Source organism: Luteimonas sp. AC640a, from assembly GCF_979256585.1.
This window is the reverse complement of record NZ_CEEDOV010000007.1, coordinates 465,875-490,229: the sequence shown is the minus strand read 5'-3', so window position 1 is coordinate 490,229 and position 24,355 is coordinate 465,875. Positions and strand designations below refer to the sequence as shown.

Sequence of the window (24,355 nt, the reverse complement as noted above, 5' to 3'; positions counted from 1 at the left end):
GCTCATTCGTCCTCGGGGGCCTGGGTCCAGAAGAAGCCGTTTTCCAGTGCGCTCGTGTCGTAGCGCGTACCGTCGTAGCGCACGACCCGGCTGTCGCGGCGGCGCACGGTCTGCTCCGCGTCACTGGTCGCGGCGCTTTCGATACGCGCGACGTTGGCGGTCACGCGCAGATCGGCGAAACCGTTGTGTGCACTCCGCTCCACGCCGATGGTGAACGCCGCTTCCTCGGTCACCAGACGCTGGTTCTGGTCCCAACTGCAGGGCTCGCCTTCCACCCGCGCCCAGAAATCGGTGTACGAATTGAACACCGGTCGGAGCGCATCACCTTCGCGCACGTACAGCGTGAGCTCGTCGTTGAAGCGGCCGTCCGGACAACTCGGGCCCGGTGCCGAACTGCGCACCTTCACACCGAACGCGCGCACGCCCTGGGCGAGGTCATAGCGCGCGGTGTCGAGCATCAGTCCGTCTTCGATCAATGCGAATGCCGCATCCTCGGTGAGGTCGGTTTCGTGCACGGCGAGAATGTCGGCCTCCTGCGCACCGAGCACCGCGATCACCAGACGCAGCACGCGCCCGTCATCGTCGGACTCCGGCAGGGGGTAGGCCACTGCCGCGAGTGCGAGCGACTCGTCGTACGGCCAGACCTTGCAGGCCTCGGCCACCAGCGGCACGTCGTCGCCCGTCGGCAGCAGCGACGCCTGCGTCAATGCATACAGGGTCTGCAGCGGACAGGCGTCCTTGGCGGACGCCATGCCCGACGCGCCTGCAGCTGCGAATATCAGAACGCTTGCGGCGAGGCACCGGCGCACTCGCTTCAAGGTGCCTTCAACAACGCGCACGGGCACTGGATCCCCGCCTGCGCGGGAATAATTGATCCGCGACGCAAATCGCTTCGCAATTTTGCTGCGGATCAATCACTTCACCCGGCTGACGTACTCGCCCGAACGGGTGTCGACCTTGATCACTTCTTCCTGGCCGACGAACAGCGGCACGCGGACCACGGCGCCGGTTTCCAGCGTCGCCGGCTTGCCGCCGCCGCCGGAGGTGTCGCCGCGCACGCCGGGATCGGTCTCGGTGATCTGCAGTTCGACGAAATTCGGCGGCACCACCTGGATCGGCGTGCCGTTCCACAGCGTGACGACGCACTGCTCCTCGCCCTTGAGCCATTTCTCCGCGCCGCCCATGCCGGCCTTGTCGGCCTGGAACTGCTCGAAGGACTCGGGGTCCATGAAGTGCCAGGACTCACCGTCGCTGTAGAGATACTGCATGTCGGTATCGACGACATCGGCCGCTTCCAGCGAGTCGGTGGCCTTCATCGTCAACTCGACGACGCGGCCGGACTTGATGAAACGGTATTTGATGCGGGTGAACGCCTGACCCTTGCCCGGCTTGACGTATTCCGTCTCGGTGATCACGCAGGGTTCGTTGTTGACCAGGATCTTCAATCCGTTCTTGACGTCGTTCAAGCCATAGCTGGCCATCGTTCACTCCTGCTGGGCCGGTCGCGCCGGCGTCTACAATATGGGGTTTCCCGGCCGCGACTCACGCGGACGGCTCTACGGATTCAATCGCACATGATACCCGCAGCCCCCCTCACGATGCAGCCGCGCCGCTGGCAGCAGGCCTGGCGCGAGGCCGTCCGGGACCCCCGCGAGCTGCTGGCCCTGCTCGGCCTGCCCGAGATGGCGCTGGGTGTGTCCGACGCGGCCGCCGCGCAGTTCCCGTTGCGGGTGCCGCGCGCTTTCGTGGCGCGCATGCGTCATGGCGATCCGCACGACCCGTTGCTGCGCCAGGTGCTGCCGCTCGACGACGAGATGCGCCCCGCCCCCGGTTTCGACCTGGACGCGGTCGGCGATGGCGCCGCCAAGGCGGGCCACGGCGTGATCCACAAGTACGAGGGCCGTGCATTGCTGATCACGACCGGCAACTGCGCGGTGCATTGCCGCTACTGCTTCCGCCGGCATTTTCCCTACGCCGAAGAAACCGCGGCCGCGAACAACTGGCGCGAGGCGATCGCGGCGGTCCAGGCCGATCCGAGCATCGACGAGGTACTGCTGTCCGGCGGCGATCCACTGTCGCTGGCTACAGCCAAGCTCGTCGAACTGACCGACGCCCTGCGCGCGATTCCGCACCTCCGCCGGCTGCGTCTCCACACGCGCCTGCCGATCGTGCTGCCCGATCGCGTCGACGGCGAGCTGCTCGCCTGGCTGGCGTCGCTGCCCTGGCCGGTCGCGATCGTGGTCCACGCCAACCACGCCAACGAATTCGATGACGGCGTCGATGCGGCCCTGCGCGCCCTGCGCGGCACCGGCGCGGTGCTGTTGAACCAGGCAGTACTGCTGCGCGGTGTCAACGACGATGTGGACACGCTCGCCGCCTTGGCCGAACGCGGCTTCGCCGCCGGCGTGCTGCCCTATTACCTGCACCAGCTCGACCGCGTGGCCGGCGCGGCGCATTTCGAGGTGGAAGACGCCACCGCGCTCGCCCTGCACGCGGCGCTCGTCGCCCGCCAGTCCGGGTATCTGGTCCCGCGTCTTGTGCGCGAGGTCGCAGGTGACGCATCCAAACGTCCGATGACCTGTCACGACGATGGACGGATGCCCCCCCCCGTGGCATAAGGCGGTCTGCCTCCGGAGACCCGAATGTCGACACGAGCCGACACCGCCCTGCGCCTTCTGATCGTCGACGACCGCGTCGAGGATGCCGAGGCGCTCGCCAGCGGACTGCGCAATGCCGGCATTGCGGTGCGTCCCCTGCGGCCCGAATCCGACGACGACCTGGGTCGCATCATCGGCAGCCAGTCTCCCGACGTGGTGATCGCCGCGCGCGACTCGACCCTGCTCCCGTTCGCGCAAGTGATGCAACGCATCGCCGACAGCGGCCGTGACCTGCCGGTCGTCGCGCTGGTCGACACGCTGGTCGAGGCGGACTACATCGACGCGATCCATTCCGGCGCGCGCGCGGTCGCGTTGCGCCATGCGCCGCAGCAGCTGCTGGCCTGCGTGAGCGAGGCCTGGGCCGATCGCGACGCGCGACGCGGCCTGCGTCGCCTGGAAGCACGTGTGCGCGAGACCGAGCGCCGCTGCGATGCGTTGATCGATTCCTCGCGCGACCCGATCGCCTACATCCACGAAGGCATGCATATCCGCGCCAATGCGGCGTATCTGGAGATGTTCGGCTACGACAGCTTCGAGGATGTCGAAGGCATCTCGCTGCTGGACATGGTCGCGCCGCAGCACGTGGAATCGTTCAAGGCGCTACTGAAATCGCTGAGCAAGGGCGAGCCGCCACCGCCGCGCCACGAGATCGAAGCGCGCGATGTCAGCGGCAATGCGTTTCCGGCCTCGATGGAGTTCGCCACTGCGCAGTACGAAGGTGAGCCCTGCCTGCAGGTGGTGTTCCGCCGCCGCGAGGAACTCGATGCCGATCTCGTGCTCGAGCTCGAGGAGCTGCGCAACCGCGATCAGGTCACCGGCCTGCTGAACCGCCCGACATTCCTGCGCGCGATCGAAGACGCCGTCGACGACGCCGCGCAGTCCGACCGCCAGTACGGCTTCCTGATGCTCGAGCCCGATCATCACCAGCAGTTGCTGGCCGACATCGGCCTCGACCATGCCGACGACCTGCTGGCTGCAGCGGCCGAGCGTCTGCAGACGCTGGTCCGCGACGACGCGACGATCGCCCGCTACGCGGGTCACACGCTCGCCATTTTGCTGCGCGGCCACGACTACCACGCTACATCCGCGACCGCCGAACGCATCCGCGCGGGCTTCGCCGACCACGTCTTCGATGTCGGCGAACGCTCCAGCGTCATCACTGTCAGCATCGGTGGCGTGCAGGTCGGCGAGAAGATCGCCAATGTCGCCCAGGTGCTCGCGCGTGCGACGACGTCGCTGGAATCGGCGTCCGGCACCGGCGGTAACCGCTGCGAGGTATTCGACCCGAGCGCCGTCGATCGCGTCGAGGAAGAGCGCATCCAGGCTTGGGTCACGCGCCTGCGCGGGGCCCTCGACAACGACGGTTTCGTGCTGCACTACCAGCCTGTCATCAACCTGCAGGGCGACAACGCCGCGGTATACGACGTCCTGCTGCGGCTCGATGGCGGCGATGGCGAACTGATCGCGCCCGGCACGTTCCTGCAGATCGCCGAAGACAACGGCATGCTCGGCGAGATCGACCGCCATGTCGTCGCGCGCGCGATCGCCGCGATCGGCCAGCGCCTGCGCGCCGGCCATCCGACGACGCTACTGGTCAAGGTCAGCCAGGCCTCGCTCGACGGCGACGCGTTCGCGGATTTCGTCGGCGCGCAACTGTCCGAGCATCAGGTGCCCGGCGAATACCTCGTGCTGCAGTTGCCGGAAGCGAAGGTGTTCACGCATCTCAAGGCGACCCAGGCCTTCGCCGCGCGACTCGCGCGTTTCGATGGCCGCTTCGCGCTCGAACAGTTTGGTGCCGGCCTGGATTCGTTCCAGTTGCTGAGCCATCTCCAGCCGCATCTGCTCAAGCTCGACCGCAGCTTCACCGACGACCTGCCGAGCAACTCCGAAAACCAGGCGCGCATCGGCGAGATCGCTCGGCGTGCACGCGAGGTCGGTATCCGCACGATCGCCGAGTTCGTGCAGGACGCTGCCAGCATGTCGATCCTGTTCGGCGCCGATATCGACTACGTGCAGGGCAACTTCCTGGCCGCCGCAAGTCCGGGCATGCAGTACGACTTCGAGTGACGCACACGCGGCGCCCGCAGGCGCCGTGGCTCACGGCAGGATCGGCGTCCAGGCCAGGCTGTTGATGCGCCAGACGCCGGCGCGCAACCGCCAGCCGCTTTCGATCCGCCACGCCTGCGCACTGTCGGGCAGCAGTGCACTGCCTTCGCCGCCGGTCAGCGCGGCGCGCGTGCGCACCGTCGCGCGGTCCTCGCCCTGCAAGGTCACATCCACCGGTCCGGTCAGCACGCCGATGCGCTGGTGGCGCAGCATCAGCACCGCCGCCATCTGCCGCGCGGCGCGCCGGTCCATGTTCTGCGGACCGATGAAATCCTCGTCGAGCACGTCCGCAACATCCGACGCGCTGCGTTGTTCGATCGCTGTCTGCAGCGCCACGACCTGCGCACGGATCGCGTCTTCAGGCGCCTCGCGACTGCAACCCGCGAGCGCCAGTCCGCACGTCAACACCAGTGACACTTTCCAACGCGTCCACCCTGCCCTGCCGCGCATATCCCGCATGTTTCAAACCCCGTGCTTCGTCCAAGGAATGCGCATCGATCGGCACGCAACCGGCGCGATTTACGCCGCATCGCGCCTTGCCTCCCCCTAGAGCCTATGCTCCAATCGAACGAATTGCACAGGTACGGTCACCAGTTCGAGTGACGGCCTTCAATCAGGGAGAGGATTGCATGACCGATCAACGTCCGTGGCTGGCGAACTATCCTGCAGGCGTGCCTGCGGAAATCGATCCCGGGCAGTACCGCTCGGTGCCGGCGGTTCTGGACGAGGCCATCGCGAAGTTCCGCGACCGGCCCGCGTTCTCGAACATGGGACAGACGATCACCTACGGCGAACTGGACGCGCGCAGCCGCGACTTCGCCGCCTACCTGCTCGGCGACCTCAAGCTCAAGAAGGGCGATCGTGTCGCGATCATGATGCCGAACTGTCTGCAGTATCCGATCGCGACGTTCGGCATCCTGCGCGCGGGCCTGACGGTGGTGAACACCAACCCGATGTACACGCCGCGCGAGCTGCGCCATCAGCTGGTCGACTCCGGCGCCGCTGCCGTGCTGGTGATGGACAACTTCGGCAAGACCGTGCAGGACGTGCTCGCCGATACCCAGGTCAAGCAGGTCATCACCACGGGCCTCGGCGATCTGCTCGGTTTCCCGAAGGGCGCGATCGTCAATTTCGTGCTCAAGCACGTCAAGAAGATGGTGCCCGATTATGCCATCCGCGGCGCGGTGCGATTCCGTGATGCGATCGCGGCGGGCGCGAAGCACGAACTACCGAAGGTGTCGATCACCCACGACGACATCGCGTTCCTGCAGTACACCGGCGGCACCACTGGCGTGGCCAAGGGCGCGATGCTCACGCACCGCAATCTGGTCGCGAACATGCAGCAGGCTTCGGCCTGGATCGGACCGCTGGCGCGCGAAGGCCAGGAGACGATCATCACGGCGCTGCCGCTGTATCACATCTTCGCGTTGACGGCGAACGGCCTGGTCTTCATGCGTCTGGGCGCGAAGAACATCCTGATCACCAATCCGCGCGATATGCCCGGGTTCGTCAAGGAGCTCAAGCGCGAGCCCTTCACCGCCATCACCGGCGTCAATACGCTCTTCAATGGCCTGCTCAACACGCCCGGTTTTTCCGACATCGACTTCAGCCCGCTTCGGCTCACCCTCGGTGGCGGCATGGCCGTGCAGCGCTCGGTCGCCGAACGCTGGAAGCAGACCACCGGGGTGACGCTCGTCGAGGCGTACGGCCTGACCGAAACCTCGCCCGCGGCCTGCATCAATCCAATGGATCTGGCCGAGTACAACGGCGCGATCGGCTTGCCGGTGCCGTCGACCGAAGCCTGCGTCAAGGGCGAAGACGGCGCGCAGTTGCCGGTTGGTGAAGTCGGCGAACTGTGTATCCGCGGCCCGCAGGTGATGAAGGGCTACTGGCAGCGCGCCGAGGACACCGCCGAGGCGATCGACGCCGACGGCTGGCTGCACACCGGCGACATGGCAAAGATGGACGAGAAGGGTTTTTTCTACATCGTCGATCGCAAGAAAGACATGATTCTGGTGTCGGGTTTCAACGTGTATCCGAACGAGGTCGAGGATGTCATCGCGATGATGCCCGGCGTGCTCGAAGTCGCCGCGATCGGTGTGCCCGACGACAAGTCGGGTGAAGCGGTGAAAGTGGTCATCGTGCGCAAGGACCCGTCACTGACCGCCGAGCAGGTCAAGGCGCACGCGCGCGAACATCTGACCGGTTACAAGCATCCGCGCATTGTCGAGTTCCGCACCGAGCTGCCCAAGACCAACGTGGGCAAGATCCTCCGCCGCGAGCTGCGAGACGAAGCGCCAAAAGTGTGATGAAGTTCCCAAATCCGGGTGACCGCTTTGGCATTCAGCTTTTAGCGCGTTGAAATCCTTGCCCTTGTCGCCGGATGCGCGCATAGAAGCCCGGATCGGGCGAAAAACTTTTATCAGGACGCCCGCCGGGCGCCCGACCGGTGGGAAGTCCGCTTCAGGGGATTTCAATGCACAACGTCGAGCTGCTGCACGGTGACGCAACCGCCGCACTGTCCACCATCCGTATCGAACATGACGCGTCCAATGACTCCCATTGGTGCTTCATGCATGCGCAGCAGGCGTTTTCCGATCGCAACTATCGGGCCTGTTTCTCCCCCGCCCTGCTCCGCGAACTACGCCTGTTCGCGCAGCAGACGATCGACCGGATCTCGAGCCGCGCCGAAGCGGAGCCGGCCCACGTTTCGCACATCGTGCTCGGCGCCGACAGTCACGTGTTCAACCTCGGTGGCGACCTCAAGCTGTTCGCATCGTTGATCCGCGATCGCAATCGTGATGGCCTGCTGCGTTACGCGACCGAATGCGTCGACAACATCCATCTGCTGCACACTCGCCTGCACCGCAATGCACACACGGTGGCGCTGGTCGAAGGCGATGCGCTCGGCGGTGGCTTTGAGCTGGCGCTGGCCTGCCAGACCATCGTCGCCGAGAGCGGCGTACAGATGGGCTTTCCGGAAGTTCTGTTCGGCCTGTTCCCCGGCATGGGCGCCTACTCGATGCTTGCGCAGAAAGTCAGTCCGAAGGTCGCCGAAGCGATGATGCTCAACGGTGTGATGTACAGCAGCGACGAACTCCACAAGATGGGCATCGTCGACGTGCTGGTGCCCAAGGGCGAAGGCACGCGCGCGGTGCACGAGGTGATCCGTCAGAACCGCCGTATCGCTGCTGCGCGCCTGGCGCTGCACGAGGTGCGCGAAGGCGCACACCCGGTGACGCATGAGGAACTGATGCGCATCACCCACATCTGGGTGGATACCGCGCTGCAGCTCGGCGATCGCCAGCTGCGCACGATGGAGCGACTGGTACGCGCGCAGCTGCGCAGGCCGGACACGGCGAACGACGAGAAGGCGGCTGACGTCGGCTGATCGCCAGACGCAAAGCCCGGGTTAGGCTTTCTCGGACCCGGGCATGCCGGCACGCGGCAGGTCGCCACGGTCATGTAATGCGACGAGTGCCTGGTCGAGCTGCTGGTCCAGCGTCTGCAGCAGGCCGCTCCATTCCTCGAGGAGCTGTTCTGCGCGCATGCGCATGCCGGTCGACGCGGTCTCGGCCAGGCGCACCGCGCCCATATTGCCGGCCGCGCCCTTGAGTGCGTGGCAGGCATCGCGCGCGGCATCCCAGCTGCCGACGCGCGCCGACGCCTCGAAATCCACGAGGCATTTACGCGCATCGCGCGTGCACTCGCCGAGGAAGCGTTGCACGAAGGGTTCGCCCAAGCCCATCTCGCGGAGTTCGTCGAGGATGTGCTGGGAGATCACGCTGCCATCGGCCTCACGGGCCACGATCTTCGGCGCTGCTGGCGCCACCGGCGCGGCAGTGCTGCCCAGCGCGATTTCTGCGAGCTTCTCGAGCATGCGCTCGATGACGATCGGCTTGGTCAGGTAGGCCATCGCGCCGGCGCGCATGCAGGCCTCGCGCGCTTCGGCGGTCGCATCGGCCGTCAGCACGATGAACGGTGTGCGGCGCCCGCTGCCCGCTTCCATGAACCGTGTCTGCCGGATGATGTCCAGACCATCCGCGCCCGGCATGTGCAGGTCGGTGATCACCGCATCGAAGGTCTGCGCTTCGAGCGCCATCAACACCTCGTCGCCATCATCGACGACATGCGGGCGATGGCCGGCCTTCTCGAGCAGGCGTCGCAGCACCATGCGATTGGCCGGTTGGTCGTCGGCGACGAGGATGCGCATCGGTTCGACGCGTGCGCGGTGCCGCACGAACGGATCGTCGAACGGAATGACGTTGCTGATCGAGGCCGGCGCCGCGTGGTCGCGCTCGACCACGCCCAGCGGAATCTCGATCCAGAAATGCGAGCCCTCACCCACGCGACTTTCGACGTGGATCTGACCGCCCATCTGCTCGGTCAGGCCCTTGGCGATCGTTGTGCCCAGACCGGTGCCGCCGAAACGACGCCCCAGTCCCGTTTCGACCTGTTCGAACGCATCGAAGATGCCGGTCAGCGCCTCAGGCGCGATGCCGATGCCGGTGTCGCGCACCGAGAAGCGCAGCTGCACGCGCGCCGGCGCCTGCTCGCCTGCCACCGCATCGATGGCCAGCGTGACCTTGCCCTGATCGGTGAACTTGATCGCGTTCGACAGCAGATTCACCAGCACCTGGCGCAGCTGGTTGCTGTCGCCATGCAGCAGCGTGGGCACGCCGTCCGCGACCTTCGCCTCGAACTGCAGGCCCTTGGCGAGCGCGCTGGGCATCAGCATCACCTGGATGCCGCGCACCAGCTCGGGCAGCGAGAAGTCGGCGTGGCTGCTGCGGAACTTGCCGGCCTCGATCTTGAAGATGTCGAGCACATCGTCGACCAGCACCTGCAGCGCCTTGGCCGAGGTCTGGATCACATGCGCGCTGTCGCGCTGCTCCGCGGTCAGGGGCGTGGTCACCAGCAGGTCCGACATGCCGATGATGCCGTTGAGCGGGGTGCGGAATTCGTGGCTCATATTGGCCAGGAACCTGCTCTTGGCCTCGCTGGCCGCCTTGGCCGCGCGCGTGGCCTCGGTGAGCGCGCGCAGCAGCGAGCTTAGATACAGCGGCACGGCGACCAGGCCGCCCAGCAGACCGAGCGCCAGCGACAGGTTCTGCTGCCAGTACGGCGTGATCGCGATCGCGGTACCGAAGGTCACGACCGCGAACCCGATCGCGGCATACAGATACCGGGGTCCGAAACGCAAGCCGTTGCCGACGGTGACCCACATGATGACCACGTACAGCCAGGCCAGCAGGTCGCCGAGCAGGAACAGCCCGACGCCCATCAGGCTGTAGTCGGCAACCATGCCCAGTACACGACGTGGATGCGACACGCCCGGTCGCCACACCAGCCAGACGAAAATTCCGAGCGCGACCGCGTATTCGATAGCGAGATACGCCTCCGACAGCCACAGTGCGCGCGCGACGTCCGGCTTGCCGCCGACGAACATCTGCAGATAGGCGTAGATGACGACCAGCATCACCAGGCGCACGGTGGCCTGGCCGTGCTCGCTGTCGTGCCGGTCCGACAGACGCGCGCGCAGCCAGCCGAAGGCGGCATTCATCGTGGACAACTACTGCAACGGCCCGACGGGCCGTTCACCGAAATGGGCGCAGATGTGCTGCAGGCGCGACACGTTCGACAGCATCGCTTCGACGCAGCGGGGGTCGAAGTGGCGGCCGCTGTTCTCGCCGATGTAGGCCAGCGCTTCCTCGATCGACCAGGCGCGCTTGTACGGGCGCTTGGACATCAGCGCGTCGAACACGTCGGCGATCGCGACAATGCGCGCTTCCAGCGGAATCTGCTCGCCGGCCAGACCGTCGGGATAGCCCGTGCCATCAAAACGTTCCTGATGACGCAACGCGATCAGCGCACTGAGCTGGATGAAACGGTTCTGGCTGTTGCTCAGCAGCTCATAGCCGATCTGCGGATGCTGGCGCATCTCCAGCGTTTCCTCGGCGGTCAGCGGGCCGGGCTTCATCAGGATCGCATCGGGGATCGCGATCTTGCCGATGTCGTGCAGCGGCGCGGCGAGTTCGATCATCCGCACTTCGTCCTCGAACAGGCCCATCGCTTCGGCGACCATGCCGGCGACGGCCGCTACGCGCTCCAGATTGGCGCTGGTGCTGGCGTCGCGGTACGCGATCGCGCGCGCAAGCCGTGTCAGGGTCTCGCGTTCGCGCTCCTCGACCTCGTGCATGCTCTTGAGAAGCCGTTGCTCCAGCGACAGCGCCCGCTGCTTGACCGACTCGGACTGCTGGCGCAGCTGCAGCAGATTGCGACAGCGCGCACGCAGTTCGCGCGGCCGCACGGGCTTGACCAGAAAATCGATGACGCCTGCCTCCAGGGCAGCCTGGCGGATCGGCTCGTCACCGACCACGGTGACCAGCACGATCGGCACGTCGCGATGCATCAGCGGACGACGGAAGCGCCGCGCGAACTCCAGGCCGTCGACGACCGGCATGCGGTAGTCGAGCAGCACCAGATCAGGGCGGTGATCGTCGCACCAGCGCAGCGCGTGCTCGGGGTCGCCGAAGTCGAAGACTTCGAGCTCCGGGCTGATGTCCTCGAGGATATGACGCAGCATCGTCCTGGCGGACGTCTGATCATCGACGATGACGATGTTCATGCTGCTGGTCTCCTCACGGCTTCCGCTGACCCGCATCATCGCGGGCCATCTCCCTCAGAAGCAAGTCCCGCGCCAGCCGGAGGGAAACCCCTACCCGCCAACCGGGCCTCGCCCGATGGTGACAACGGCCAGAGCGGCTGCCGCCGGACGGCAGCAACTGACCTCAGACGTCTGTCTGCGGGCGCATGTACGGGAACAGCAGCACGTCGCGGATCGACGAGGAGCCGGTCAGCAGCATGACCAGCCGGTCGATGCCGACGCCGAGGCCACCGGTGGGCGGCAGGCCGACTTCGAGTGCACGGATGTAATCGGCGTCGTAATGCATGGCCTCGTCGTCGCCGCCATCGCGGGCGTCGACCTGGGCGCGGAAGCGCGCGGCCTGGTCTTCGGGATCGTTGAGCTCGGAGAAGCCGTTGGCGATCTCCTTGCCGCCGATGAACAGTTCGAAGCGGTCGGTGATGCCCGCCTCGGCGTCCGACTCGCGTGCCAGCGGCGAGACCTCGACCGGGTAATGGGTGATGAAGGTCGGCTGGATCAGACCGGTCTCGACGGTCTTTTCGAAAATTTCCAGCAACAGCTTGCCCCAGCCATAGCCGGCCTTTGCATGCACGCCCAGACGCGCGCAATGCGCGGCCAGTGCTTCACGATCGCGACAGTCGGCGACGCTGATCTCCGGGTTGAGTTCGCGCACCGCTTCTTCGAGCTTCCAGCGACGGAAGGCCGGGCCGACATCGATCGCATTGCCGTCCCATTCCAGTGCCGTGGTGCCGACTGCCTGCGCAGCGACATCACGGATCAGGGTTTCGGTCAGATCCATGACCTCTTCGTAGGCCACGTAGGCCTCGTAGAGCTCGAGCATCGTGAACTCGGGGTTGTGCCGCGTCGACACACCCTCGTTGCGGAAGTTGCGGTTGATCTCGTAGACGCGCTCGAAGCCGCCGACGACCAGGCGCTTGAGATAGAGCTCCGGCGCAACGCGCAGGAACAGGTCGAGATCCAGCGCGTTGTGATGCGTGGTGAACGGCTTGGCCGCAGCGCCGCCGGCGATGTAATGCATCATCGGCGTCTCGACTTCGAGGAAGTCGCGCGTGTCGAGCCACTGGCGGATCGCGCCGATGATGCGCGACCGTTTGACGAACACCGCGCGTGCATCGGGCGAGACGATCAGATCGACGTAGCGCTGGCGATACCGCTGCTCTACATCGCTCAGGCCGTGCCACTTGTCCGGCAACGGACGCAGCGACTTGGTCAGCAAGCGCAGCGACGAGGCCTTGACCGACAGCTCGCCGGTCTTGGTGCGCATCAGCGTGCCTTCGGCCGCGACGATGTCGCCGACGTCCCAGCCCTTGAACGCGTCGTAGCGCTCGCCGAGCGTCGCCGACTGCAGGAACAGCTGGATGCGGCCACTGACGTCCTGGATCTGCGCGAACGCGGCCTTGCCCATGATGCGCTTGGCCATCAGCCGGCCGGCGACGGCGACCTGCACGCCCTCGGCCTCCAGCGCTTCGCCGGTCCAGCGTTCGGCGTCGCCGTGCGAGATCTGCAGCGCGCCGGCCTCATCGCGGCGACGGAAGTCGTTCGGGAACGCCACGCCCTGCCCGCGCAGCGCGGCCAGTTTGGCGCGACGCTCGGCGATCAGGGCATTCTCGTCGGCGGGCGTCTGCGGTGCGGGGGCGTCGGTCATGGGTGCGGTTCGTGTGTGTGCGAAAGGGTTCACGCGCGACCGGGGCCGGTCGCACCGAGCCGACACGACGTGTCGGCGGAAAGCATCGATCAGACGGCGTCGGTCCGTTTGGAACCCGCCGCCAGGCCCGATTTCAGGCTGGCTTCGACGAACTCGTCGAGATCGCCGTCGAGCACCTTCTGCGTGTCGCTGCGCTCCACGCCCGTGCGCAGATCCTTGATGCGGCTCTGGTCGAGCACATAGTTGCGGATCTGGCTGCCCCAGCCGATGTCGGACTTGGTGGCTTCCAGCGCATCGCGCTCGACGTTGCGCTTCTGCACTTCCAGCTCGTAGAGCTTCGCGGCCAGCATCTTCATCGCGTTGTCGCGGTTCTGGTGCTGGCTGCGCCCGGTCTGGCAGGCAACCACGGTATTGGTCGGAATGTGGGTGATGCGCACCGCGGACTCGGTCTTGTTGACGTGCTGACCACCGGCGCCGGAGGAGCGGTAGACGTCGGTGCGCAGATCGGCCGGATTGATGTCGATCTCGATGTTGTCGTCGACTTCCGGCGATACGAACACCGAGGTGAAGCTCGTATGGCGGCGGTTGTCGGAATCGAACGGCGACTTGCGCACCAGACGGTGTACGCCGATCTCGGTCTTCAGCCAGCCGTAGGCGAACTCGCCCTCGACGCGCACGGTCGCCGACTTGATGCCCGCGACTTCGCCGCCGGACACTTCCATCAGCTCGGTCTTCCAGCCGCGGGTCTCGGCCCAGCGCAGATACATGCGCAACATCATTTCGGCCCAGTCCTGGGCCTCGGTGCCACCGGCGCCGGCCTGGATGTCGACGAAGCAGTTCGCCGAATCGAGCTCACCGGAGAACATCCGCTGGAATTCCAGCTTGTCGACCTCGACGGCGAAGCCTTCGACATCGTCGACCACCGCCTGCGCCGTGTCTTCATCCTGCTCGGACTCGGCCAGTTCCAGCAGTTCGTTCGCGCCTTCCAGACCTTCGGTCAGATTGCGGATACCGTTGACGGTCTTGTCGAGCGTCGAGCGCTCGCGTCCCAGCGCCTGTGCGCGCTCGGGATCGTTCCAGATGGTCGGGTCTTCGAGCTCGCGCTCGACTTCCTCTAGACGCTCGCGACGGGCGTCGTAGTCAAAGAAACCCCCTGAGCGCATCCAGCCGACCGCGAAGGTCGACGATGCGCTGGCGAACGGGATTGAGTTCAAGCATGGGAATGAGAACCGCGGAAAACCGGGGATTCTAACAAGTCCTCGCTCATGCCGCGCGCCGCAGCCGGGCCTGAAGGATGACGATTCTGGTTAGACTTGCCGCTTGCCATCGGGGACTCTGGCAGGACGACGCGACCTCATGACCACACGCGCAAGACGGATGTTCTGGCTGGCCGCCGCGCTGGCGGGCGTCGCGCTGACCGCTCTCGCGCCGGTTTCGGCGGTGACGCCTGCACCTGCGCTGTCGGCCGCCGCCGATATCGACCGCTGTTTCGAACTGCGACAGCAAGAGCCGGCGGCCGCGCTGCAGCTCGCCGATGCTGTGCTTGCGCGCGGCCCGATGGCGCACGACGAAGAGATGAAGCTGCAGAGCTGTCTCGGCCGTGCCGCGGCGTTGCTCGGTGACAGCAAGCGCGCGAGCGCATCGGTCGATCGCATCGAAGCGCTGTTGCAGGCCCATCCCATGCCGCCCGCGTTCCTGTTGCGCGCGTTGTCCAACGCCGGCGCGACCCTGCATATCGTCGGTGTCATCCCGCGCGCGCTGGATCTCTATGTCCGGGCTTACGAAGCGGCGCAACTCGACGAATCCCTCGAAGCCCAGTCCGTGATGCTGATGAATGTCGGCAGCATCTACAGCGAAGAACTTGAGTCCTACGACACGGCCGAACAGTTCTATCAGCAGGCTGACCAGATCATCACTGGTTCGAATCTGCCCAAGAACCAGACGCTCCTGCTGCACTACAACCGCGGCATGAACCATCTTCGCGCCGGACGGGATCACGACGCTCTTTCGAGTTTCGATACAGCTGCGCGACTGGGTGGCGACGATTACAGCGGGCGCCGCGCGCGTACCGAAAGCGTCGCCATTCGCGCGCGACTCGTAGAGGGCAGCGCTGCATCCGCCATTGTCGAACTGCGGCGCATTGCCGATCTCCAGTCCGGCTCGGGCGATCGGGGCGGCGCCGCCACCACGCTGCTGCGCATGTCCCGGCTCGCACTCGACGACGGCAGGCCGGCCGCCGCACTGACGCATGCGGAAGAGGCGATGGCGCTGGTCGGAACGGCGCAGCTGAGCAGAGAGTACCGCGACGCGGTCCAGTTGAAGATCGCAGCGCTGCGCGCGATGGGCAGGTTCGAGGAAGCGCTGACTGCGCAAGACGCACTGCTGGGCTCGGAACTGGGAAATCTGCGCTCGCAGAATCTCAACAGTCTGGCCGGACTGCAGGCGAAGCTGCTGGACCAGGAGCGCGAGCGTGAGATCGTCGCGCTGCGCGAGGCGCAGCAGGTCGAAGCGCTGAACCTGATGCACACGCGTTGGTTACGCAATGCGGCCTTGATCTGCGCCATCGTGCTGGCGGTGCTGATGCTCGCGTTCTGGTGGTACCAGCGTCGCGTCAACCTGCGCCTGCATCACCTCGGCGCAGCCGACGGACTCACGGGCCTGGTGAACCGTGGCGCCGCCATGCGCCGTCTGGGCGCCACCCCACTGCCTGCGCGGCCTGCGCTGCGCAACGCGGTCTTCCTGATCGATGTCGATCACTTCAAGCAGTGCAACGACCGCTATGGGCATGCCAGCGGTGACGCCATCCTGGTGCAGATCGCCGGGAGGCTGGCCGAATGCTGTCGCCCAGGCGATCTGGTGGCGCGCTGGGGTGGCGAAGAGTTTCTGGTCGCGTGCCCGGGCATCGAGCTGCGTGCCGCAACCGAGATCGCCGAGCGGCTGGAGAACGCGATCGGCGGCGCACCGTTCGATATTGATGAGGTAGGCACAGTGCCGTTGTCGATCTCGCTCGGATTCGCCTGCTGGCCGTTCCTCCCAGGTAACAGAGGGAGCCACGGTGGCTGGCAGGACGCAGTCGGCCTCGCCGACCGCGCGCTCTACGCGTCCAAGCGTGGTGGACGTGCGGCGTGGACTGGCCTGTGGGGGAGCGATGCCGTCACGGACGCGACGATTGCGGACATCCTGCGCGACCCGGACGCCGCGATCGCGTCGGGCGCCGCGGCGGCGTGCAGCAGCCGGGCGCAGATCCATTGGGGCGCCGGGGAAGCCGAGGCGGACCCCGCCTCGGATCGCGCACCGGCGTAGTCGCGTCGACGCGTCGGGTGGTGCACAGGCCCGCTGACAGACCGGCGCCGCACGGCGCCGGTCACTGGACCTCAGCGACGCTCGAGCGAGATGCGGTAGTTGCCGCCCGTGTCGCCGTCGATCGACGAGGCTTCGACGACGTAGGTACCCGACTCGAGCCGCTGCGCGATGCGTGCATTCAGGGCGCCGCCGCCATCGTCATCCGTCGCCACTTCCTGGCCGTCGCGGCTCAGACGCAGGTAGCTGTCGACATCGTCGGAGTCCATTGCGATGGCGTATTCGCCGGCGCTGCGGATGTTGATCGTCCAGCGGTCGGTCATGCCGGGCAGCAAGGTGGCCTCGGTCGGACGACCCGCCGCCAGCGTCCCGCCGCCGACATTGTCCGGCGCTTCCGACGCGGCCAACGCCAGCGTGTACAGGCCCGCACCCGCGGAGGCCGTGTCGGCGCGCAGCGTGTAAGTACCCGGCTCCAGCAGCATCGAGATGCGCGAATTGAGACTGTCGCCGCCATCGTCGTCGGTCTTCTCCACGCCGTTGCCGGCCAGATGCATCAACGGATCGATCTCGTCGCTGCGCATGTCGATGCGCACGACGCGGCGTGCCGGCAACGAGAACGTGTAAGCGTGCGCGGTGCCTTCGTACAGACCGGTCACGGTGCTGCCGACGGCCAGTTCGCCGCCTTCGCGCAGGCCACCCTCCGGCAGCGGACGCGCGGCGACGCGGATCTGGTACATGCCATTGATGCGCTCGCTGCCGTAGCCTTCGGCCGTCAGCGTGTAGGTGCCCGGCGCGAGGCGTGCGCTGATGCGCGCATTGCTGCCGTCACCGCCGTCGTCATTGCTCAGCGCCACGCCCGGACCGTCGAGCTTGAGCACGGAATCGAAATCGTCGGACATCATGTCGATCGTGTAGAAGCCGGCTTCGTCGATCCGCAGCGGCAGCTGGCGCTTGGCGTCGGTCCAGTCGCTGATCGCGGCGCCCACGCGCAGGGTCTCGCCGTTGTAGGCCTCGATCGCCGACGCCTGCAGGGTGAACGGACCATACGCACTGGCGTCGGCGCCGCTGACCGCGATCGTGTAGCTGCCGGCGCGCTTGGCGCGCACGACCAGCGAGGCGGACTCGTTGTTCGGGTTGGAGCTCGCGACCAGATCGCCACCATGGAATGCGGTGAGCTTGCCTCGCAATGCGCCTTCGAGCTTGAACGACGCCACCTGGCCTTCGCGCAGATCGACGCGGTAGAGCTGGCTGCGCGAGCCGTCCTGGTGGTTGAGGCTGGACCGGCTGGTGATCTCGCCCCGGCGCTCGGCGCCCAGGGTCACGGATTCGGCGGCATCACCCGGTGCAGCGTGCACGACGAGGGTGGGTGCCAGGGCCAGTGCCACGGCGAGGGCCAGCGTATGGACAGTCTTCAAGAACGTCTCCCTGTACAGAAGTGGGCGGCGTTGCGGGGGCAACGGCCGCGGGCATACCGCGTGCGCGGCGGCCCATTCTGCACGCGCATTCACGATTCCGCACGTGACGCACCGATTGCGTCAGATGGCGCCGAGCGGCTCGCGATGTTCGACGACCAGTTGCACTGCGTCGCCGCCGCGGTAATCGTCGGGCGCGAGCCGGTAGACGATGCGCTCGCGCGCGGACGGCGCGATCTCGCGCCAGCCGCCGAAATGGATCGCCGACAGCGGCTTCGGGTGCCCGTCGAGACGCAGCGTCAGCTTCAGATGCCGGGTGCCGACCACACGCCAGTCGACGACCGCGAACTCGCCGTCGAACTGCGGCTCGGGAAAGCCCTGCCCCCACGGCCCGGCATCGCGCAGGTGCGCGGCATGGACGATGTCGAATTCCTCGCCGCGCAACGCGCCGTCGGTGAGGATCTCGGCGCGCAGCAAAGCGGGATCGAGCATCTGTTCGACCGTCGCGCGGAAGGCTTCGGTGAACGCGTCGAGGTGATCGCGCTGCAGCGTGAGTCCGGCCGCCATCGCGTGACCGCCGAAACGTTCGATGAGTTCGGGATGGGCCACGTCCACCGCCGCGAGCACGTCGCGTATGTGCAGGCCGGGGATCGAGCGCGCCGAACCGCGCAACTGGTCGCTGTCGGGCTCGGCGGGCGCGAACGCGATCACCGGACGGTGCAGCGCGTCCTTCATTTTCGACGCGACCAGACCGACGACGCCCGGGTGCCACTCGGCGTCGAACAGGCACACACCGGCGCTGGCCGGATCGACCGGCGGCTGCCCGGCGACCGCAGCCTCGGCGTCGTCGAGCATCGACTGCTGCACTGCGCGGCGTTCGGCATTGATCTGGTGCAGCGTGTCGGCGAGATCGCGCGCATGCGCGCCGTCGTCGCTGAGCAGGCATTCGATGCCGATCGCCATGTCTTCGAGCCGGCCGGCGGCATTGATTCTTGGGCCGACCGCGAAACCGATGTCTGCCGCGGTCAGGCGCGCGGCGTCGCGCCCGGCGATTTCGATCAAGGCATTGAGCCCGGCGCAGCCGCGTCGTGCACGCAGGCGGCGCAGCCCCGCGGACACGAGCGCGCGGTTGTTCGCATCGAGCGGCACCAGATCGGCAACGGTGCCGACCGCGACGAGATCCAGCAGGCTGCCCAGATCCGCATCCGCGGCGCGTGCATCGCCCTGCCCGCGCAACCGCGCACGCAGCGCCATCAGCACGTAGAAGATCACGCCGACGCCGGCCAGCATCTTGCTCGGGAAGGTATCGCCCGGCAGGTTCGGATTGACGATCGCATCGGCCGGCGGGAGTTCGGTCCCGGGCAGATGGTGATCGGTCACCAGCACGCGCCAGCCCAGCGCTCTCGCCGCGCGGATGCCGGCATGGCAGGCGATGCCGTGATCGACGGTCACCAGCAGCGAGGGCGCCAATGGCGCCAACGATTCGACCAGTGCCGGTGACAGGCCGTAGCCATGCGTGATGCGATTGGGCACCGCATGCACGATGTCGCGCGCGCCGAGCATGCGCAGCCCACGCACCGCGACCGCGCACGCCGTCGCGCCATCGCAGTCGAAATCGCCGACGACGAGAATGCGTTCGCCGCTGGCGATGGCATCGGCCAGCAAGGCCGTCGCGGCATCGATGTTCGACAGCGCATCGGGCGGCAACAGGCCTGCGAGCTTCGGCTGTGCGGCGTCGAGATCGTGCGCGCCACGCGCGGCATAGATCCGCCGCAGCAGCGACGGCACGCTCGACGGCCAGGCCTCGCCGACCGCGGCCTCGCGGCGGCGGATCGTCGGCGCCTGCGCGCTCAAGACGCCGCCGCCGGCACTGCGATGCGCGGACGACGCCAGACGCGCAGACGATGCCAGCGGCGCAGGGTCAGCACACGGCCGTCTTCGTCGTCGATCGTCAGCGTGCGCAGTTGACCGCGCACTAATGCAGCGATTGCCGGCTGCAACCAGTCCGTCTGCAGGCGGCGCAGATCGCGCTCACCGACCAGATCGAACAGCGCCGCGTCACGCGACTCCGGGAACGCCTGCGGCAAGGACGCGACCGTGGTCGCGCTCGCGGCGAGTGCATGCAAGGTCGGATCGTCGGTGTGAACCGGCGCGTGCGCACTGCGCGTGTGCACGCGCGCATCGGGCAGCGGCCCACCACCCCAGAACCACAGCGCATTGACCGGCGTCCTGCCGGCCGCGACACGGCGCGCGTTCCAGGGATGGTTGTGCAGGATGATCTGCGCCTCGGTCGCGAGCGCACGCCAGCGACGCGCCGCGGCGCTGTCGTCGTCGTGATCGGCGAGATCGGTGCCCAGCGCTTCGGACGGATCCAAGAACTCGGGCAAGGGACTCGCGCGCGGCACACGTAGATACCAGCGCGCCGGATCGGGTGCATCGAGCGCGAAGCCGGCATCGCCGAATACCGGCTGCAGCGCCGGCAGCAATGCATCGCAGTCTTCGCGGGTCAGGCCCAGCGTGTCGCCATGCGCCATCAGGCGCACGCCATTGATGTCGGGTCGCAGCCACGCGGGATCGGCGCGCAGCCAGGCGCTGTCGGATGCGTCGGCATCGCCGACATCGACCTGCCGCGACAGGGCCGCGAGCGGCCAGGTGCCGCCCGGCAGTTCGATGTGCCGGGCCAGCTGCGCACGCCGGCCGGACACCAGCGACGCGATGTCCGCACGTCCGAACGCGCGCGACACGTCCTGCTGCCAGCGCTGCGCACCGAAGCGTGCGGCCGCGGGCAACAGGAACGTCGTCATCGGCTCAGCCGAGATACTCGACGCTGATGATGTCGTACTCGCGCGAGCCGCCGGGCGCATCGATGCTGACGCTGTCGCCCTCGTGCTTGCCGATCATCGCGCGGGCGACCGGCGAGGAAATCGCGATCAGACCCTTCTTGATGTCCGCTTCGAGGTCGCCGACGATCTGATAACGCTTCTCTTCATCGGTCTCGGTGTCGGCGATGACCACCGTCGCGCCGAACACCACCTTGTCGCCGGCATTGAGCTTGGCGACGTCGATCAGGTCGGCATGCGACAGCTCGCCTTCGAGCTGCTTGATGCGACCTTCGATGAAGCTCTGCTGCTCGCGTGCGGCGTGGTACTCCGCGTTCTCCTTGAGATCGCCGTGTGCACGCGCTTCGGAGATCGCCTCGATCACCGCCGGACGCTTGACCGACTTCAGTTCTTCGAGCTCTTCGCGCAGGCGCTGGGCGCCGCGCAGGGTCATGGGTGCGCGCATGGGCGTGCCTCCGTCAGTTCGTTGAAGTGGCTGCCGCGCTGCCCTTGAGCCGCGCGTGCAGTTCCTGCAGTGCCCAGACCGGGCCGCTGCCGCGGAATTCCAGAGAATGCAGCAGGGCCTTGGCGCCGGCAACGGTGGTCGAATACGTCACCCGGTGCTGCAGGGCCTCGCGACGGATCGAGAACGAGTCGGAGATCGCCTGCTTGCCCTCGGTCGTGTTGACGATGTACGCGATCTCGCCGTTCTTGATCAGATCGACGATGTGCGGACGGCCTTCGACGACCTTGTTGATCTGCTCGCATTCGATGTCGTGCTCGCGCAGCCACTTGGCGGTGCCCGCAGTGGAGACGATCGTGTAGCCGCGCGCGATGATGTCGCGGGCGACCGGCAGCACGCGCTTCTTGTCGGGATCGCGCACGGACACGAACACCTTGCCGCTGGTGGGCGGGGTCTTGATGCTCGCCGCTTCCTGCGCACGTGCAAACGCCGCGCCGAAGCTCTCGCCCACGCCCATGACCTCACCGGTGGAGCGCATCTCCGGCCCGAGGATCGGATCGACGCCCTGGAACTTCGCGAACGGGAAGATCGCTTCCTTGACCGAGAAGTACTCCGGCACGATCTCGGTCGTCGCACCCTGCTCGGCCAGCGTCTTGCCGGCCATGCAACGCGCAGCGATCTTGGCGAGCGGAATACCGATCGCCTTGGACACGAACGGCACCGTGCGCGAAGCACGCGGATTCACTTCCAGCAGGAAGATCGTATCAACGCCGTCGTCGTCGGTCTGCACCGCGAACTGGGTGTTCATCAGGCCGATCACCTTGAGCTTGCGCGCCAGTGCGACGACCTGCTCCCGCAGGCGCGCCTGCACGTCCGCCGACAGCGAATACGGCGGCAGCGAACACGAGGAATCGCCCGAATGCACGCCGGCTTCCTCGATGTGTTCCATGACGCCGCCGATCAGCACGTTGCCGTCCTTGTCGGCGATGACGTCGATGTCGACCTCGACCGCGTTGTCGAGGAAGCGGTCGAGCAGCACCGGCGAATCGTTCGATACCTTGACCGCGTCGCGCATGTAGCGCGCGAGATCGCTGTCGGCGTGCACCACTTCCATCGCACGGCCACCGAGCACGTAGCTCGGACGCACGACCAGCGGATAGCCGATCTCGCGCGCGAGCACCAGCGCTTCCTCGGGGTTGCGCGCGGTGCGGTTCGGCGGCTGCTTGAGGCCCAGTTCGTCGACCAGCTTCTGGAAGCGCTCGCGGTCTTCGGCGAGATCGATCGAGTCCGGCGAGGTGCCGATGATCGGCACGCCGTTGGCTTCGAGCGCACGCGCGAGCTTGAGCGGGGTCTGGCCGCCGTACTGCACGATCACGCCCTTGGGCTTCTCGACCTCGACGATCTCCAGCACGTCTTCGAGCGTCAGCGGTTCGAAGTACAGACGGTCGGAGGTGTCGTAATCGGTCGACACGGTTTCCGGGTTGCAGTTGACCATGATGGTCTCGTACCCGTCGTCGCGCAGCGCCAGCGCGGCATGCACGCAGCAGTAGTCGAACTCGATGCCCTGGCCGATGCGGTTGGGACCGCCGCCGAGGATCATGATCTTGTCGCGGGTGGTGGGCTGCGCCTCGCACTCGTCCTCGTAAGTCGAGTACAGGTACGCGGTATCGGTGGCGAACTCGGCCGCGCTGGAGTCGACGCGCTTGTAGACCGGGCGCACGCCGAACGCGCGGCGCAGCGCACGGATCGCCTGCTCGTCGGTGCCCAGCAGCTGCGACAGACGCGCATCGGAGAAGCCCATGCGCTTGAGCGCACGCACACGCGCCTTGTCCAGCGCATCGATGCCGGCAGCGGCGACTTCCGCCTCGGTCGTGATCAACTCTTCGATCTGGTCGAGGAACCAGTGATCGACATAGGACAGTGCGTAGACGTCCTCGACCGACAGACGGGCGCGGAACGCATCGGCCAGATAGAACAGACGCTCGGGGCCCGGCTCGCGTACTTCGCGGCGCAGCGTCGCCATGTCGTCTTCGTCGGTCAGGTCCAGACCCGTGGGGTCGAAGCCGACCTTGCCCGTTTCCAGGCCGCGCAGCGCCTTCTGCATCGATTCCTGGAAAGTACGGCCCATCGCCATGACTTCGCCGACCGACTTCATCTGCGTGGTCAGGCGCGCGTCGGCCTGCGGGAACTTCTCGAACGCGAAGCGCGGAATCTTGGTGACCACGTAATCGATCGACGGCTCGAACGAGGCCGGGGTCTTGCCGCCGGTGATCTCGTTCTTGAGTTCGTCGAGCGTGTAGCCGACGGCCAGCTTGGCCGCGACCTTGGCGATCGGGAAGCCGGTCGCCTTCGACGCCAGCGCGGACGAGCGCGACACGCGCGGATTCATCTCGATGACGACCACACGGCCGTCCTTCGGATTGATGCCGAACTGCACGTTCGAGCCGCCGGTGTCGACGCCGATCTTGCGCAGCACCGCGACCGATGCATTGCGCAGGCGCTGGTATTCCTTGTCGGTCAGCGTCTGCGCCGGGGCGACGGTGATCGAGTCACCGGTGTGCACGCCCATCGGATCGAGGTTCTCGATCGAGCAGACGATGATGCAGTTGTCCGCGGTGTCGCGGACCACTTCCATCTCGAATTCCTTCCAGCCCAGCACCGACTCCTCGACCAGCACTTCGGTCGTCGGCGACAGTTCGAGACCGCGGGTCACGATGTCGACCAGTTCCTCGCGGTTGTAGGCAATGCCGCCGCCCGAACCGCCGAGGGTGAAGCTCGGACGGATGATCGTCGGGTAGCCGACGCGCGTCTGGATGTCGATCGCTTCCTCGAGCGTGTGCGCCACTTCGGCGCGCGGGCATTCGAGATCGATCTCGTCCATCGCCACGCGGAACAGCTCGCGGTCTTCGGCCATGCGGATCGCTTCGCGCTTGGCGCCGATCAGCTCGACGCCGTACTTCTCGAGCACGCCGTTGTCGGCGAGATCGAGCGCGCAGTTCAGCGCGGTCTGGCCGCCCATCGTCGGCAGCAGCGCGTCGGGCTTTTCCTTGGCGATGATCTTCTCGACCGTCTGCCAGTTGATCGGCTCGATGTAGACCGCGTCGGCCATGTCCGGGTCGGTCATGATCGTCGCCGGATTGCTGTTGACCAGCACTACGCGATAACCCTCGTCGCGCAGCGCCTTGCACGCCTGCGCGCCGGAGTAATCGAATTCGCAGGCCTGGCCGATGACGATCGGGCCGGCGCCGATGATGAGGATGGTCTGTATATCAGTGCGCTTTGGCAT

General features: G+C 66.7%; 17 protein-coding genes. 5 read left to right on the top strand and 12 right to left on the bottom strand.

Annotated elements, in window-relative coordinates; all coding sequences use genetic code 11:
* Positions 1-2: 2 nt before the first annotated feature.
* Together ACZ9YD_RS06490 and efp are read right to left on the bottom strand one after the other, a co-directional pair.
* Positions 3-752 (bottom strand): PA3715 family protein, encoded by a 750-nt coding sequence (locus ACZ9YD_RS06490; protein ID WP_465074301.1) that lies wholly within the window; start codon positions 750-752, stop codon positions 3-5.
* 162 nt (positions 753-914) lie between these two features.
* Positions 915-1,481 (bottom strand): elongation factor P, encoded by a 567-nt coding sequence (efp, locus tag ACZ9YD_RS06485; protein WP_465074300.1) that lies wholly within the window; start codon positions 1,479-1,481, stop codon positions 915-917.
* Positions 1,482-1,574: 93 nt separating this feature from the next.
* Here efp and epmB point away from each other — a divergent pair, with 93 nt between their 5' ends.
* A complete protein-coding gene (gene epmB / locus ACZ9YD_RS06480) occupies positions 1,575-2,618 on the top strand; it encodes an EF-P beta-lysylation protein EpmB (protein ID WP_465074299.1) in 1,044 nt (347 codons plus the stop codon).
* Between the two features lie 24 nt (positions 2,619-2,642).
* The gene (locus tag ACZ9YD_RS06475) at positions 2,643-4,724 is read left to right on the top strand and encodes an EAL domain-containing response regulator (protein ID WP_465074298.1); all 2,082 of its coding nucleotides are present in this window, start codon (positions 2,643-2,645) and stop codon (positions 4,722-4,724) included.
* 30 nt (positions 4,725-4,754) lie between these two features.
* Here ACZ9YD_RS06475 and ACZ9YD_RS06470 read toward each other — a convergent pair whose 3' ends face one another.
* Complete coding sequence (locus ACZ9YD_RS06470; protein WP_465074297.1) at positions 4,755-5,171, bottom strand: nuclear transport factor 2 family protein; 417 nt, start codon at positions 5,169-5,171, stop codon at positions 4,755-4,757.
* A gap of 221 nt (positions 5,172-5,392) precedes the next feature.
* On the opposite strand from ACZ9YD_RS06470, the gene ACZ9YD_RS06465 reads away from it, so the two are divergent.
* Positions 5,393-7,072 carry a long-chain fatty acid--CoA ligase gene (locus tag ACZ9YD_RS06465; RefSeq protein WP_465074296.1) on the top strand — a complete coding sequence of 560 codons (1,680 nt, stop codon included), beginning with the start codon at positions 5,393-5,395 and terminating at the stop codon, positions 7,070-7,072.
* Positions 7,073-7,239: 167 nt separating this feature from the next.
* Positions 7,240-8,154, top strand: a complete 915-nt coding sequence (locus tag ACZ9YD_RS06460; protein ID WP_465074295.1) for a crotonase/enoyl-CoA hydratase family protein — start codon at positions 7,240-7,242, stop codon at positions 8,152-8,154.
* 21 nt (positions 8,155-8,175) lie between these two features.
* Here the strand turns inward: ACZ9YD_RS06460 and ACZ9YD_RS06455 are convergent, their stop codons facing one another.
* The 4 genes from ACZ9YD_RS06455 to prfB form a co-directional block, all read right to left on the bottom strand.
* Positions 8,176-10,326: an ATP-binding protein gene (locus tag ACZ9YD_RS06455; protein ID WP_465074294.1), complete on the bottom strand. Its 2,151-nt coding sequence runs from the start codon at positions 10,324-10,326 to the stop codon at positions 8,176-8,178.
* A gap of 9 nt (positions 10,327-10,335) precedes the next feature.
* Positions 10,336-11,391, bottom strand: a complete 1,056-nt coding sequence (locus ACZ9YD_RS06450) for an HD domain-containing phosphohydrolase (protein WP_465074293.1) — start codon at positions 11,389-11,391, stop codon at positions 10,336-10,338.
* 163 nt (positions 11,392-11,554) lie between these two features.
* On the bottom strand, positions 11,555-13,075 hold the full coding sequence (lysS, locus tag ACZ9YD_RS06445) for a lysine--tRNA ligase (protein ID WP_465074292.1): 1,521 nt from the start codon (positions 13,073-13,075) through the stop codon (positions 11,555-11,557).
* 89 nt (positions 13,076-13,164) lie between these two features.
* A protein-coding gene (gene prfB / locus ACZ9YD_RS06440) for a peptide chain release factor 2 (RefSeq protein WP_465074291.1) occupies positions 13,165-14,293 on the bottom strand; the annotation gives its coding sequence in 2 pieces (ribosomal slippage) (positions 13,165-14,217 and positions 14,219-14,293; 1,128 coding nt in all).
* A gap of 138 nt (positions 14,294-14,431) precedes the next feature.
* On the opposite strand from prfB, the gene ACZ9YD_RS06435 reads away from it, so the two are divergent.
* Complete coding sequence (locus tag ACZ9YD_RS06435; protein WP_465074290.1) at positions 14,432-16,378, top strand: diguanylate cyclase domain-containing protein; 1,947 nt, start codon at positions 14,432-14,434, stop codon at positions 16,376-16,378.
* A 71-nt stretch (positions 16,379-16,449) separates the two neighbouring features.
* Here ACZ9YD_RS06435 and ACZ9YD_RS06430 read toward each other — a convergent pair whose 3' ends face one another.
* From ACZ9YD_RS06430 to carB, 5 genes are all read right to left on the bottom strand, one after another.
* The gene (locus ACZ9YD_RS06430) at positions 16,450-17,790 is read right to left on the bottom strand and encodes a hypothetical protein (protein ID WP_465074289.1); all 1,341 of its coding nucleotides are present in this window, start codon (positions 17,788-17,790) and stop codon (positions 16,450-16,452) included.
* 120 nt (positions 17,791-17,910) lie between these two features.
* Positions 17,911-19,641: a single-stranded-DNA-specific exonuclease RecJ gene (gene recJ, locus ACZ9YD_RS06425; RefSeq protein ID WP_465074288.1), complete on the bottom strand. Its 1,731-nt coding sequence runs from the start codon at positions 19,639-19,641 to the stop codon at positions 17,911-17,913.
* Complete coding sequence (locus ACZ9YD_RS06420) at positions 19,638-20,591, bottom strand: phosphoglycerate mutase (protein WP_465074287.1); 954 nt, start codon at positions 20,589-20,591, stop codon at positions 19,638-19,640. Before ACZ9YD_RS06420 ends, recJ begins: the two co-directional genes overlap by 4 nt.
* Before the next feature lie 4 nt (positions 20,592-20,595).
* Positions 20,596-21,060, bottom strand: a complete 465-nt coding sequence (gene greA / locus ACZ9YD_RS06415) for a transcription elongation factor GreA (protein WP_465074692.1) — start codon at positions 21,058-21,060, stop codon at positions 20,596-20,598.
* Between the two features lie 25 nt (positions 21,061-21,085).
* On the bottom strand, positions 21,086-24,355 hold the full coding sequence (gene carB / locus ACZ9YD_RS06410) for a carbamoyl-phosphate synthase large subunit (RefSeq protein ID WP_465074286.1): 3,270 nt from the start codon (positions 24,353-24,355) through the stop codon (positions 21,086-21,088).

Excerpts from the sequence above, each read along its gene's own strand:
- epmB (WP_465074299.1), top strand. The coding sequence starts at position 1,575 with ATGATACCCGCAGCCCCCCTCACGATGCAGCCGCGCCGCTGGCAGCAG.
- efp (WP_465074300.1), bottom strand. The coding sequence starts at position 1,481 with ATGGCCAGCTATGGCTTGAACGACGTCAAGAACGGATTGAAGATCCTG.
- ACZ9YD_RS06475 (WP_465074298.1), top strand. The coding sequence starts at position 2,643 with ATGTCGACACGAGCCGACACCGCCCTGCGCCTTCTGATCGTCGACGAC.
- lysS (WP_465074292.1), bottom strand. The coding sequence starts at position 13,075 with ATGACCGACGCCCCCGCACCGCAGACGCCCGCCGACGAGAATGCCCTG.
- ACZ9YD_RS06435 (WP_465074290.1), top strand. The coding sequence starts at position 14,432 with ATGACCACACGCGCAAGACGGATGTTCTGGCTGGCCGCCGCGCTGGCG.
- ACZ9YD_RS06420 (WP_465074287.1), bottom strand. The coding sequence starts at position 20,591 with ATGACGACGTTCCTGTTGCCCGCGGCCGCACGCTTCGGTGCGCAGCGC.
- ACZ9YD_RS06450 (WP_465074293.1), bottom strand. The coding sequence starts at position 11,391 with ATGAACATCGTCATCGTCGATGATCAGACGTCCGCCAGGACGATGCTG.
- ACZ9YD_RS06455 (WP_465074294.1), bottom strand. The coding sequence starts at position 10,326 with ATGAATGCCGCCTTCGGCTGGCTGCGCGCGCGTCTGTCGGACCGGCAC.
- ACZ9YD_RS06465 (WP_465074296.1), top strand. The coding sequence starts at position 5,393 with ATGACCGATCAACGTCCGTGGCTGGCGAACTATCCTGCAGGCGTGCCT.
- greA (WP_465074692.1), bottom strand. The coding sequence starts at position 21,060 with ATGACCCTGCGCGGCGCCCAGCGCCTGCGCGAAGAGCTCGAAGAACTG.
- carB (WP_465074286.1), bottom strand. The coding sequence starts at position 24,355 with ATGCCAAAGCGCACTGATATACAGACCATCCTCATCATCGGCGCCGGC.
- ACZ9YD_RS06460 (WP_465074295.1), top strand. The coding sequence starts at position 7,240 with ATGCACAACGTCGAGCTGCTGCACGGTGACGCAACCGCCGCACTGTCC.
- ACZ9YD_RS06490 (WP_465074301.1), bottom strand. The coding sequence starts at position 752 with ATGGCGTCCGCCAAGGACGCCTGTCCGCTGCAGACCCTGTATGCATTG.